The following is a 12,007-nucleotide window of genomic DNA, read 5'->3' as shown; positions in this document are numbered from 1 at the left end:
TCAGAACTCTAGCTCCGCGCTGAAGTAGAGGACGTGGCGATGGTCGTAAGTGTTGTCGGCCCAAGTGGTGGGCTGGTTATCGAGGCGTTCTTGCAGCATGCCGGCCAGCTCCACGTTGGCGTTGCCCAGGGCAATGCGCTTGGCCACCCGCAGGTCGACCCGTTCGAAGCGATATTGGTTGAGTGCGTCATCGCCATAGTAGAACAGCGCGCTGGACCAGCCGCGGCCCCATTCGCGCAACCAGCCGGCGGAGCCACTGTTGCGCGCCGTCTGGGCTTTGTCCAGAGGGTTGCTGGTGGCGGCGTCGACGTAAGCATAGGTCAGCCGCAGGCGATCGGCGCTGCTCACCCGCCAATCGAATTGCGACTCGGCCCCGGTAAACCGCGAACTGTTGGCGTTGCTGGCGATGTACTGGTTGTTGCGCAGGGGCGAGCTGATCATGTCGGTGATTTCGTCATAGAACAGTTTCACGTCCATGGTCAGCCCGAGATCGGCAAAGAACCCGTTGTATCCCAGTTCCCGCGAGCGCATCAGTTCCTTGTCCAAATTGCCCGGGCCCCGGGTCTTCACGAAGTACTGCCCGGAGCTCTGCCCGTAGGCCGGGGAGCTGAGGTTGGTGACGCGATAGCTCCAGTTGACGTTGTTCTCGAACATGTCCGGTGAACGGATGGCTTCGGAATACACCGCGCGCAGGCCGTGGCGCGGGTTGATCAAATAGTTGACCGCCACTCTTGGCGTGAGTGAGTGGCCACTCAGTTGTGTGTCTTCGAACATGGCGCCGCCTTGGAGCAGCCAATGCTCGCTGGCGCGCCATTCCAACTGGCCGAACAGGCGCCAGGTGGTGTCGTCCAGGGTGCCGTTGAAGTAGGTGTCGGAGTCGGCGCGGTCGTAGCGGTAGTTCATGCCGCTGACCAGGCGCAGGCTGTCGGACAGGCTGAGGGTGTCTTGAATCTCCAGGTCGTAGCGGCTTTCGCGCGTGCTCTGGTCGATGTCACCGCACACGCTCTGGTTCGCGCCGTTCCGCCATTGGTCCAGCACCTGATTGGCCAGGGCTTGCTCGGCGGCACTGCCCGGCGGTGCGGTGCCTTGGCTGTAGGTGTCCATGTGCCGGGCCAGCAGTTCGGCGTAATTCGGGTTCAATTGCCACAATTGGGTCAGCTCGGGGCTGAACGAGACCTTGGCGTCGCAGGCCTTCCAAATTTGCCGGCGATTCCACTGCTGGGCCGAGCCTTGGATATACAGGCTGTGCTCGGGATTTAAGTCGATGTTCCAGCGCAGGGAGCCTGCGTAGTCCTTGGCCGCGACGTCGGAGTTGTTACCGCCTTCGGTAATCCCGGCAAATACTGGGGTGTAGGTATACGGACGCTGATTGGTGCCTTCCTTGGCATCCAGTTGCCAGTCGATGCTCTGCTGCGCGTTCAACGTCTGGCTCATTGCCAGGCTGAAGCGGTTGAGGCGGCGACTGTCGCGGCGATCAGCACCGGCGGCATCGCTGTCGAAGCCATCGTCCTGCTGCCCGGACAGGGACAGGCGCAAATCACCGGTTTCCCAGCCCACGCCCTGGCTGGCATAGAAGTCGTTGATCCCACGTTCGCCCCGAATCACCTTTACCCGTGAGCCGTGGCTGTTAGCCGGTGACCGCGTAAGGATATTGACCACCGCCATCAACGCATTGGCGCCGTAGCTGACGGTGTTGGGGCCGCGGAAGACTTCGATACGCTCGATATCCTCCATGGCCACAGGAATATCGCTCCAGTCCACCGTGGCGAGGCCGGCGCGGTATACCGAACGCCCGTCGATCAACACCTGCATGCGCCGCGCATCGTTGGCACTGGTGCCGTGGTAGTTCACTGCAGCCTGGTTGCCGGTGGTGTAGCCGACCATCATTCCCGGCACCAGGCGTAGCAGTTCGCTGATGTCCCGTGCGCCGCTGGCTTTGATCAGCTCGCTATCGATCACGGTCATGCTGCCGGGTACGGCGGCGGCCGATTGCTTGAGGCGTGTGGCGGTCAATACCTGCGGCAGCGGCTGGCTGTCGAGGAACAGATCGTCAGCCAGCACTGATGTACTGCACAACAGCAATAGCAGTAGAGACGAATGGGAAGAAGGGCCCAAATACACGACACGGCCTTGATAATGACGGATAGCCGCCCATGTTAACTGAGGCTGGGGTATTTGCCAGTCAGTGCCTTTGCAATTACGTCACACGAGTAGGGCATTTTCCCACAGGCGCACGAATTGAAACGGGGGCTGGCCGCAAGCGGGTCGCTCCGTATAATGCCGCCATCGCCACTGGTATGGATTAACGGATTGCATATGACTGAGCAGCGCCCTATTGCGGTCCTGGGAGGCGGGAGTTTTGGTACCGCCGTGGCTAACCTGCTGGCCGAGAACGGTCACGCGGTGCGTCAGTGGATGCGCGATCCCGAGCAGGCCGAGGCCATCCGCGTGCATCGGGAAAACCCTCGTTACCTCAAAGGCATCAAGATTCATCCGGCGGTCGAGCCGGTCACCGATCTGTTGGCTACCCTGACGGACTGCGATCTGTGCTTTGTCGCGCTGCCCTCCAGCGCCTTGCGCTCGGTATTGGCGCCCCATGCCGAACGTCTGGCAGGCAAGATGCTGGTCAGCCTGACCAAGGGCATCGAGGCGCAAACCTTCAAGTTGATGAGCGAAATCCTTGAAGAAATCGCGCCCCAGGCACGTATTGGCGTGTTGTCCGGGCCGAATCTCGCGCGGGAAGTCGCCGAGCACGCGCTGACCGCCACTGTGGTCGCCAGCGAAGACGAAGCCCTGTGCGAACGTGTCCAGGCGGTGCTGCATGGCCGTACTTTCCGCGTGTATGCCAGTAGTGATCGTTTCGGCGTTGAGTTGGGCGGTGCGCTCAAGAACGTCTACGCCATCATCGCCGGTATGGCAGTGGCGCTGGGCATGGGCGAAAACACCAAGAGCATGCTGATCACCCGTGCACTGGCGGAAATGACGCGCTTTGCGGTGAACCAAGGCGCCAACCCGATGACATTCCTCGGCCTTGCAGGCGTCGGCGACCTGATCGTTACGTGTTCGTCGCCGAAAAGTCGCAACTACCAGGTGGGTTTCGCCCTAGGCCAAGGGCTGAGCCTCGAAGACGCGGTGACGCGTCTGGGGGAAGTGGCCGAAGGCGTCAACACCCTCAAGGTACTGAAAGCCAAGGCCCAGGAAGTGGGCGTGTACATGCCGCTGGTCGCGGGGTTGCACGCGATCCTGTTTGAAGGGCGCACTTTGAACCAGGTTATCGAGTTGCTGATGCGCGCCGAGCCGAAAACCGATGTCGACTTTATTTCCACCAGTGGTTTCAACTGAGGAACGCGTCATGAACGATCCGAAAGCAGCCCCCAAGTACGAATCCATTGTCCTACGCATCCTGTGGATGCTGGTGTTTGCCCTGGTGTGGCAAGTGGCGCAATTCATTCTCGGCGCGTTGGTCGTGGTGCAACTGATCTATCGACTGATCTACGGCGCGCCGAACCTGGGCCTGATGAATTTTGGCGACAGCCTAAGCCAGTTCCTGGCGCAGATCGGCCGTTTCGGCAGCTTTCATAGCGAGCAGAAGCCTTGGCCGTTCGCCGACTGGCCAACCCCGCGCGCGCCCGAGGGCGAAGCCGCCCACAGCGTACCGCCGGCGCCGCACCCTGTGCGCGATGAAGAGCCGAAACTGTGAAACTATGGATTTTGCGCCACGGCGAGGCAGAAGGGCAGGCCCGCACCGACGCCGAACGTAACCTTACTGAGCATGGCCGTGGCGAAGTGTTGCGCAGTGCCGCGCATCTGATTGGCCAACCGCTCAGCGCCATTATCGCCAGCCCCTATGTGCGGGCGCAGCAAACCGCTCAATTGGTACGCGACGTGTTGGGGTTCGAGCCAGAAGTCCGCACCGTGCCTTGGCTGACACCGGAGGGCAACCCACTGCATGTGCTGGAAAAGCTCGACACGGATGACAATGTGCTGCTGGTTAGTCATCAGCCCTTGGTCGGCAGCTTGATCAGCTTTTTGCAGCACGGCCATCAGCGCCAGCCAGAGCCGATGTACACCGCCAGCCTGGCGGAATTGGAGGGTGACTTCCCACTGGCCGGGCTGATGAGCCTGGTAAGTGTGAAGAACCCGTAGGCAATACCGCTGCTTTGTGTGTGCTATACAGTCAACCAAGCAAGTGCTTGGTTGGCTATGATCGGACCACAAAGGAGCGCGTCCCATGCCCGTCGCTGTTCGTTTGCCGTTGCAGCTCTTCTTCGAACGTGAAGCGCGACACCCGCGCCAGGCTTATCTGGTTCAACCCGTTGGCGGGGGCGAGGTGCAGACCCTCACCTGGGGCGAGGTTGGCCAACAGGCTCGTCGCGCTGCGCACTGGCTGCGCGCCAGGGAGCTTCCTCAGGGCTCGCACATTGCCCTGATCTCGAAAAACTGCGCCCACTGGATCATCGCCGATCTGGCAATCTGGATGGCGGGGCATGTTTCGGTCCCTCTTTACCCCAATCTCACCGCCGATTCCGTTGGTCACGTACTCACTCATTCCGAGGCGGCGCTGGTGTTTGTCGGCAAGCTCGATGATTGGCCTGCCATGGCCCCCGGCGTTCCGGACGGTGTTTCGACCATCAGCCTGCCGCTGTGCCCACCCGGCGCGTTCGACTTCACGTGGGCAGACCTGCAAACCTGCTCACCGATCCAGGACAGCCCCGCACCCGTTGCCTCTGAACTGGCTACTGTCATCTACACGTCTGGCACCACGGGCTTGCCCAAGGGCGTGATGCACAGCTTCGGCACCCTGGGGTTTGCCGCCACACACGGTACTGAGTTGTTTGGCCTGGGGGAGGGCGACCGGCTGCTGTCGTACCTGCCGCTGTGCCATGTGGCTGAGCGGATGTTTGTAGAGATGGCCTCAATCTACACCGGGCAAACGGTATTTTTCGCCGAGAGCCTGGATACCTTTCTGACGGATTTGCGCAGGGCGAGGCCTACAGCGCTGTTTGGTGTGCCGCGTATCTGGACCAAATTCCAGCTGGGTGTTTACAGCAAAATCCCTGAAAAGCGCCTGGGCACCCTGCTGCGGCTGCCGTTTATCGGCAAGCGCGTAGGCCGCAAGGTGCTCGCCGGCCTCGGATTGGATGCACTGCGGATTGCGTTGTCCGGTGCCGCGCCGGTTCCCGAGGCGTTGCTGCGATGGTATCAACGCCTGGGCCTGGATGTGCTGGAGGTGTATGGCATGACCGAGAGCTGCGGCTATTCCCATGTGTGTCGTCCTGGTCAGCAGACAATCGGCTGGATCGGCCTGCCGTGCCCCGGTGTGGAAGTGCGCATCGATGCGTCGGGTGAGGTTCAGGTGCGCAGCGGCGCGACCATGCTCGGCTATTTCAAGGATCCTGGAAAAACCGCTGAAACCCTTACTGGGGACGGCTTCCTGCGCACGGGCGATAAAGGTGAGCAGGACGCTGAGGGTCGCCTGCGCTTGACCGGACGCCTCAAGGAAATCTTCAAGACCAGCAAGGGCAAATACGTGGCTCCGGCGCCGATTGAGAACCGTCTGGCGGAGCACGCGCGCATCGAACAAGTCTGCGTGGTGGGCGATGGCCTTGGCGCGCCAATCGGTTTGTGTGTGCTGTCAGCGCAGGACCAGGACCGGCAAGCGCTTGGCGCCAGCCTCGAACGCTGGCTGGAGCAGGTCAACCAGACGCTGGATAAACATGAGCGTTTGCGCCGTTTGGTGGTGGTCAAGGACAACTGGGTAGTGGAGAACGGCTTTCTGACCCCGACCTTGAAGATCAAGCGCAACGTGATCGAATCGACTTACGGTCCACAGTTTCAGGACTGGAGCGAGCGTTCCGAGGCGGTTGTGTGGCAGGATTAGGGTCATCATAAAACCAACAAGGACAACCGCATGAGCCTGTGGCGTACCCAACCGAATATCGAACAACTCAACGCCATCCAGAAAAACACCATCGGTGAACTGCTGGATATTCGCTTTGAAAGCTTCGACGACGAATCCCTGACCGCCAGCATGGTGGTTGATCACCGCACCCATCAACCTTACGGCCTGCTGCACGGCGGCGCTTCGGTGGTGCTGGCCGAAAGCGTTGGCTCTATGGCGGCTTACCTGTGCGTCGACGCCAGCAAGTTCTATTGCGTGGGCCTGGAGGTCAACGCCAATCACCTGCGTGGCGTGCGCAGTGGGCGAGTGACTGCGGTGGCCAGGGCGATCCATATCGGGCGCACCACCCAGGTGTGGGATATCCGCCTGACCACGGAAGATGGCAAGGCCAGCTGCGTTTCACGTCTGACCATGGCCGTGGTTCCGCTGGGCGAGAACCCGCCGGCACGATAGGCGTGGCGTGAGTGTCATCATTCCTGGCAGTTACAGTCATTGCTGTGCTGCCCAGGCATGGTGACAATCAATTTTCTGTTTTTGTAGATGGGTCCGGTATGTCGCAGCACGTGTTTTTTGCTCACGCCAATGGCTTCCCTTCGGCCACCTACGGCAAGCTGTTTGCCGCCTTGGCGCCGGAGTACGCAGTGGCTCACCTGCCGCAGCACGGTCACGACCCCAGGTTCCCGGTGGACGATAACTGGCAGAATCTGGTGGACGAGTTGATCCACCATCTGGAGCAGCAGCCGGAGCCGGTATGGGGGGTGGGCCACTCTCTGGGCGGTGTGTTGCATTTGCACGCCGCCATGCGTTGCCCACAGTTCTATCGCGGCGTGGTGATGCTCGATTCGCCAGTGCTGACCCGCGCTGACCGCTGGGTGATCCGCGCCGCCAAGCGTTTCGGCTTTATCGATCGCCTGACCCCGGCCGGCCGCACGCTGGGCCGTCGTGAAGAATTCAGCGACATCGACGCCGCGCGTAGTTACTTCGCTGGCAAGACCCTGTTCCGTGGCTTCGACCCGGAATGTTTCGACGCGTACTTGCAACACGGGCTTTACCAGGCGGGTGATCGTCTGCGCCTGCGCTTCGACCCAGCCACCGAAATCAGCATCTACCGTGGCGTACCCCACACCAGCCCCGGCCAGGTGCGCCAACTGAAGGTGCCGCTGGCAGTGGTGCGTGGCCGCCAGAGCCGGGTAGTGATGCGTCACCACGCCAGCGGGGTCGACCGTCTGCCCATGGGTGAAATGCTCACCATGCCCGGTGGCCATATGTTCCCACTCGAACGCCCTCAGGACACCGCGACCTTGATCAAAACCCTGTTCACTCGCTGGGAAGCCCGTGAGCGCAGTTGCGCATGAGCACGCCGGTCGAAGAAGTGCGCCTGAGCCTGCCCCATATCGAATTGGCGGCCCATCTATTTGGGCCCGAGGATGGCTTGCCAGTGATTGCCCTACATGGCTGGCTGGACAATGCCAACAGCTTTGCGCGTCTGGCGCCCAAGCTTTCAGGGTTGCGTATCGTGGCCCTGGACATGGCGGGCCATGGGCATTCCGCGCATCGTCCTACGGGTGCCGGATATGCCTTGTGGGATTACGTCCACGATGTACTGCAAGTCGCCGAGCAACTGGGTTGGAAACGTTTTGCATTACTTGGCCACTCCCTGGGAGCCATCGTTTCCCTGGTACTGGCCGGCGCGTTGCCGGAGCGGGTAACGCACTTGGGTTTGATCGACGGCGTGATCCCACCCACCGCCAGTGGTGAGAACGCTGCGGAGCGTTTGGGCATGGCATTGCAGGCGCAATTGAACCTGCAGGGCAAGCGCAAACCGGTCTACAGCACCCTGGATCTAGCGGTCGAAGCGCGCATGAAAGGCTTGGTCGCCGTCAGCCGTGAAGCCGCAGAGCTGCTGGCCCAGCGCGGTTTGATGCCGGTGCCGGGTGGTTACACCTGGCGTACGGACAGTCGCCTCACCCTGGCTTCGCCGATGCGTCTGACCGATGAGCAGGCAATGGCCTTCGTGCGGCGAGTGGGTTGCCCTACGCAGTTGGTGGTTGCCGCCGACGGTATGTTGGCGAAACATCCTGACTTGCTTTCCCAGCTGCCCTTTGCGGTAACTACGCTGCCAGGCGGCCATCATTTGCACCTGAATGATGAGCCCGGCGCAGTCCTTGTTGCAGACTGTTTCAATCGGTTCTTCTCCGCGCCTTGACTTGGGGCGGTCAACTGCCGAGGCTGGGCAGATTGAAAGGGAGTCAACCATGAATGTTTTCAACACCGCTACGACCTCCAATGGCCAGGGCTTTTTGAGCTTATGAGCGTGCGTAACGGATGTATCCGTATCCTGGGGCTGAGCCTGCTCAGCCCAATGGTATTCGCCGCCGACCTGCCGGGCAGCCAGGACCTGCCCACCGTGGCCCGACAGGTCGACACACAAATTGTCGATTACCGTCCCGCCGAAGAAAAAGAACGCATCTACCCCATGGGTGCGATCCGCAAGATCAGTGGCCAACTGCGCTATGAAGGCCAGGCCACCGCCCGGGGCCAAACCACAGCCATCACCTATGAACTGCCCGCTGAACACAGCTCCAGCGCCGCGTTCACCGCGACCCGCGAAGCATTGCAGGCAAAGGGTGCACAGCTGTTGTTCTGGTGTAAGGCCCGCGACTGCGGCGAGAGCAGCCTGTGGGCCAATGAGGTGTTCGGCAACGCCAAGCTGGTCGGCGCCGATGGCCAGCAGGAATACCTGCTGTTGCGTCTGGCCGCACCGCAGGACAATTCCTTGGTGGCGTTGTACGGCATCACCCGAGGCAACCGCCGTGCCTATCTGCATGTGGAACAACTGGACGCCAGCGCACCGCTGGGTGACCTGCTGCCCACCTCCGCGACCCTCTTGCGCGAATTGAAAAGCACCGGCGAACTGGATTTCCCAGCGCTGGGCGCCGAGCCTGACGACACCTGGTTGACCCTCATCTCCCGTGGCTTGAACCTCGATACCACCCTGCGCGTCAGCTTGACCGGCACCCACGCCGAAGCCTGGCGCCAGGCTTTGGTCGAAAAAGGCGTGCGCGCTGCGCGCCTTGAAACCGGAACCGGTGAAACCAAAGGTCTGCACCTGCATCTGATACGCTGACCCATATAAGGCGAACGGACCCGCGCCGTTCGCCTAAGCTTTCTTCCTACAGCCTTTTTCCGAGATACCCCATGCTCAATAACGATCGCCTGCTGGTGCAAATCCTGCTGCTGGTGCTCTTTGGTGCCAGTTTCTGGGTAATGGCGCCGTTCTGGTCGGCGCTGTTCTGGGGCGCCGTTCTGGCGTTCGCCAGTTGGCCACTGATGGTGCTGCTGACGCGCTGGTTGGGTGGCCGTGAATCCCTGGCTGCCGGCATCCTGACGCTGGGCTGGATGCTGTTGGTGGCGGTGCCGCTGGTGTGGCTGGGATTCAACCTGGCGGACCATGTGCGCGATGCGGTGGCGTTGATCAAGGATATCCAGGTAGACGGGCTGCCCGAGGCACCGAACTGGCTGGGCTCAATTCCCTTTGTGGGTGAGCGATTGGTTGGGATGTGGAACAGCATTGACGAGCAGGGTGCGGCGCTGATGGTCAGCATCAAGCCGTACCTGGGCCAAGTGGGGAACTGGCTTCTGGCGCGCAGTGCACAGATCGGCGGCGGTATCCTTGAGCTGACACTGAGCCTGGTGTTCGTGTTCTTTTTCTATCGCGATGGGCCACGGTTGGCGATGTTCGTGCATCGCCTGTTGGAGCGCTTGATCGGTGATCGCGCCGGTTATTACATCGAACTGGTTGCAGGTACTGTTCAACGTGTCGTCAACGGCGTGATCGGCACCGCTGCTGCCCAGGCATTGCTGGCGCTGATCGGTTTCTGGATTGCCGGCGTGCCGGGCGCCCTGGTGCTGGGGATCGTGACCTTCCTGCTCAGCCTGATCCCCATGGGCCCGCCGCTGGTGTGGATCCCGGCCACGGCGTGGCTGGCATGGAAGGGCGATTACACCTATGCGGTGTTCCTGGGCGTGTGGGGTACGTTCATCATCAGCGGCGTGGACAACGTGCTCAAGCCGTACCTGATCAGCCGTGGCGGCAATCTGCCGTTGGTGATCGTTTTGCTTGGGGTGTTCGGCGGCTTGATCGCATTTGGTTTTATCGGCCTGTTTATTGGCCCGACCTTGTTGGCCGTGGCTTACAGCCTGTTGATGGATTGGAGCGCGACACAAGCTCAAGGGCGACGCGAAGACAAGCCTCTTTAAGCCCTAGGCAACCACATCACTGCAGTTAAACCGCCGCCTGGGGTCTCCTCCAGGCTCAGGCGGCCGCCGAGGCGCTCAGCGGCATCCTTGGAAATCGTCATCCCCAGGCCTACGCCACCGGAATTGCGGTTGCGTGAACCTTCCAGGCGGAAGAAGGGCTCAAACACCGCCTCGCGCATATCGGCGGCAATCCCAGGGCCGTGGTCGATCACGCGGATGATCAGGGCTTCGCGGCTGTCTTCAAGTTCAACACGCACCGTGCCGGCATAGCGCAAGGCATTGTCGATCAGGTTGTTCAAGCAGGAGCGCAGGGCCATCGGTTGCACCTGCAACGGAACGCAAGTGCCGGCGAATTGCACATCGGAGCCCTGGTCCTGGGCGTTTTCACTCAGTGATTCCACCAACGCCTGCACATCCAACCAATGCCGTGTTTCGCTGGTGCGTTGTTCATGCAGGTAGCTCAGGGTGGCGTCGAGCATGTTGATCATGTCGTCCAGATCCTGGCGCATCTGGCCCTGCAACTTCGTGTCGTCGATCTGTTCCAGGCGTAGCTTGAGGCGTGACAGCGGAGTGCGCAGGTCATGTGAGACGGCGCCGAGCATACGTGCGCGTTGGCTGACCTGTTCGCGGATACGCCGTTGCATCAGGTTGAAGGTCGATGCTGCTTTGCGCGCTTCCTGCGGACCGGACTCATCCAGCGGCGGGCTGTCGAGGTCCAGGCTCAGGCGCTCGGCCGCTTCGCTCAGACGCTGGATCGGCCGGCTCAGCAGCTTGGCGCCATACCAGGCGGCAATGATCAGGCAGATGAACTGGAACGTCAGCGGGACCAGCGGGCCGCCAAACCACGGGCGGCGATGTTCCTTATGCCGTTGCGTCATAGTGCCATCAGGCTGTTCGACAAAGGCTTCCTGAGGCGGTGGCGGGGGAGGACCGTAATAACGAAACCAACAGATCGCCAGCACATGGGCCAGCACAATCGCCACCAGCAACACGCCGAACAGCCGACCAAACAGCGTATTGAAGGCGGCACGCATCAACCGATATCCCGCGCGTCAAACAGGTAGCCTTCGCCCCGCACAGTTTTGATCAACTGTGGTGCCTTGGGGTCATCCCCCAGTTTCTGACGCAGGCGCGACACCAGCAAGTCGATGCTGCGATCAAACGCTTCGATGGATCGCCCACGAGCGGCATCCAGCAATTGCTCACGGCTCAACACCCGCCGCGGGCGCTCGATAAACACCCACAACAGACGAAACTCGGCATTGGACAGCGGCACCACGAGGCCATCGTCCGCCACCAGTTGGCGCAACACGCTATTGAGGCGCCAGTTGTCGAAACGGATATTGGCGCGCTGTTCGGTGCGGTCATCACGCACTCGGCGCAGGATAGTCTGGATACGTGCCACCAGTTCGCGCGGTTCGAAAGGCTTGGACATGTAGTCGTCGGCGCCCAGTTCCAGACCGATGATGCGGTCGGTGGGTTCGCAGCGGGCGGTAAGCATCAGGATCGGTATATCCGACTCCGAGCGCAGCCAGCGGCACAGCGAAAGGCCGTCCTCGCCTGGCAGCATCAGGTCGAGCACCACCACGTCAAAGGTTTCGGCTTGCATGGCCAGGCGCATCGCGGCGCCGTCGGTGACGCCGGTGGCGAGGATATTGAAGCGTGCCAGGTAGTCGATCAGCAGTTCGCGAATCGGCACATCGTCGTCGACGATCAGCGCGCGGGTATTCCAGCGCTTGTCATCGGCGGTCACCGCGCCTTTTTGTTCGTCGTTCACTGGGACAAAAGGGGTATGCATAGTGCGATCATCTGCCTGGTTGTTGCGGTCAGCATAGGCGCCCAGCC

12 protein-coding genes are annotated in these 12,007 nt (G+C 61.2%); 9 read left to right on the top strand and 3 right to left on the bottom strand.

The annotated features are described in order from the left end of the window. Complete coding sequence (locus ACVWXD_RS16005) at window positions 1-2,121, bottom strand: TonB-dependent receptor plug domain-containing protein (protein ID WP_181643583.1); 2,121 nt, start codon at window positions 2,119-2,121, stop codon at window positions 1-3. A 195-nt stretch (window positions 2,122-2,316) separates the two neighbouring features. On the opposite strand from ACVWXD_RS16005, the gene ACVWXD_RS16000 reads away from it, so the two are divergent. The 9 genes from ACVWXD_RS16000 to ACVWXD_RS15960 all read left to right on the top strand — a co-directional run bounded on the left by ACVWXD_RS16000 (window position 2,317) and on the right by ACVWXD_RS15960 (window position 10,162). After that, on the top strand, window positions 2,317-3,342 hold the full coding sequence (locus tag ACVWXD_RS16000) for an NAD(P)H-dependent glycerol-3-phosphate dehydrogenase (RefSeq protein WP_032889192.1): 1,026 nt from the start codon (window positions 2,317-2,319) through the stop codon (window positions 3,340-3,342). A gap of 10 nt (window positions 3,343-3,352) precedes the next feature. Next, on the top strand, window positions 3,353-3,700 hold the full coding sequence (locus tag ACVWXD_RS15995) for a DUF4389 domain-containing protein (protein ID WP_029292722.1): 348 nt from the start codon (window positions 3,353-3,355) through the stop codon (window positions 3,698-3,700). Beyond that, window positions 3,697-4,146 carry a phosphohistidine phosphatase SixA gene (sixA, locus tag ACVWXD_RS15990; RefSeq protein ID WP_181643584.1) on the top strand — a complete coding sequence of 150 codons (450 nt, stop codon included), beginning with the start codon at window positions 3,697-3,699 and terminating at the stop codon, window positions 4,144-4,146. The genes ACVWXD_RS15995 and sixA overlap by 4 nt, the downstream gene beginning before the upstream one ends. Window positions 4,147-4,231: 85 nt before the next feature. After that, entirely contained in the window at window positions 4,232-5,881 is a 1,650-nt protein-coding gene (locus ACVWXD_RS15985) for an AMP-binding protein (protein WP_457371180.1), read from the top strand. A 30-nt stretch (window positions 5,882-5,911) separates the two neighbouring features. Further along, window positions 5,912-6,355, top strand: a complete 444-nt coding sequence (locus ACVWXD_RS15980; protein ID WP_032889200.1) for a hotdog fold thioesterase — start codon at window positions 5,912-5,914, stop codon at window positions 6,353-6,355. A 98-nt stretch (window positions 6,356-6,453) separates the two neighbouring features. After that, complete coding sequence (locus tag ACVWXD_RS15975) at window positions 6,454-7,257, top strand: alpha/beta fold hydrolase (RefSeq protein ID WP_032889203.1); 804 nt, start codon at window positions 6,454-6,456, stop codon at window positions 7,255-7,257. Beyond that, window positions 7,254-8,108 carry an alpha/beta hydrolase gene (locus ACVWXD_RS15970; RefSeq protein ID WP_032889206.1) on the top strand — a complete coding sequence of 285 codons (855 nt, stop codon included), beginning with the start codon at window positions 7,254-7,256 and terminating at the stop codon, window positions 8,106-8,108. Before ACVWXD_RS15975 ends, ACVWXD_RS15970 begins: the two co-directional genes overlap by 4 nt. Window positions 8,109-8,210: 102 nt before the next feature. Next, window positions 8,211-9,029 carry a DUF4892 domain-containing protein gene (locus ACVWXD_RS15965; protein WP_032889207.1) on the top strand — a complete coding sequence of 273 codons (819 nt, stop codon included), beginning with the start codon at window positions 8,211-8,213 and terminating at the stop codon, window positions 9,027-9,029. A gap of 71 nt (window positions 9,030-9,100) precedes the next feature. Next, window positions 9,101-10,162 (top strand): AI-2E family transporter, encoded by a 1,062-nt coding sequence (locus ACVWXD_RS15960; protein ID WP_032889210.1) that lies wholly within the window; start codon window positions 9,101-9,103, stop codon window positions 10,160-10,162. Here the strand turns inward: ACVWXD_RS15960 and ACVWXD_RS15955 are convergent. Together ACVWXD_RS15955 and ACVWXD_RS15950 are read right to left on the bottom strand one after the other, a co-directional pair. Further along, entirely contained in the window at window positions 10,159-11,196 is a 1,038-nt protein-coding gene (locus ACVWXD_RS15955) for a sensor histidine kinase (protein WP_095184269.1), read from the bottom strand. The two genes, ACVWXD_RS15960 and ACVWXD_RS15955, sit on opposite strands and share 4 nt — an antisense overlap. Beyond that, complete coding sequence (locus tag ACVWXD_RS15950; RefSeq protein WP_122752773.1) at window positions 11,196-11,960, bottom strand: response regulator; 765 nt, start codon at window positions 11,958-11,960, stop codon at window positions 11,196-11,198. Before ACVWXD_RS15950 ends, ACVWXD_RS15955 begins: the two co-directional genes overlap by 1 nt. Window positions 11,961-12,007 lie beyond the last annotated feature (47 nt).

This window comes from Pseudomonas sp. TE3911 (assembly GCF_054062775.1).
The sequence above is the reverse complement of the archived record's forward strand: the minus strand, read 5'-3'. Positions and strand labels throughout refer to the sequence as shown.

Excerpts from the sequence above, each read along its gene's own strand:
- ACVWXD_RS16000 (WP_032889192.1), top strand. The coding sequence starts at position 2,317 with ATGACTGAGCAGCGCCCTATTGCGGTCCTGGGAGGCGGGAGTTTTGGT.
- ACVWXD_RS15995 (WP_029292722.1), top strand. The coding sequence starts at position 3,353 with ATGAACGATCCGAAAGCAGCCCCCAAGTACGAATCCATTGTCCTACGC.
- ACVWXD_RS15985 (WP_457371180.1), top strand. The coding sequence starts at position 4,232 with ATGCCCGTCGCTGTTCGTTTGCCGTTGCAGCTCTTCTTCGAACGTGAA.
- ACVWXD_RS15980 (WP_032889200.1), top strand. The coding sequence starts at position 5,912 with ATGAGCCTGTGGCGTACCCAACCGAATATCGAACAACTCAACGCCATC.
- ACVWXD_RS15975 (WP_032889203.1), top strand. The coding sequence starts at position 6,454 with ATGTCGCAGCACGTGTTTTTTGCTCACGCCAATGGCTTCCCTTCGGCC.
- ACVWXD_RS15970 (WP_032889206.1), top strand. The coding sequence starts at position 7,254 with ATGAGCACGCCGGTCGAAGAAGTGCGCCTGAGCCTGCCCCATATCGAA.
- ACVWXD_RS15965 (WP_032889207.1), top strand. The coding sequence starts at position 8,211 with ATGAGCGTGCGTAACGGATGTATCCGTATCCTGGGGCTGAGCCTGCTC.
- ACVWXD_RS15960 (WP_032889210.1), top strand. The coding sequence starts at position 9,101 with ATGCTCAATAACGATCGCCTGCTGGTGCAAATCCTGCTGCTGGTGCTC.
- ACVWXD_RS15955 (WP_095184269.1), bottom strand. The coding sequence starts at position 11,196 with ATGCGTGCCGCCTTCAATACGCTGTTTGGTCGGCTGTTCGGCGTGTTG.
- ACVWXD_RS15950 (WP_122752773.1), bottom strand. The coding sequence starts at position 11,960 with ATGCATACCCCTTTTGTCCCAGTGAACGACGAACAAAAAGGCGCGGTG.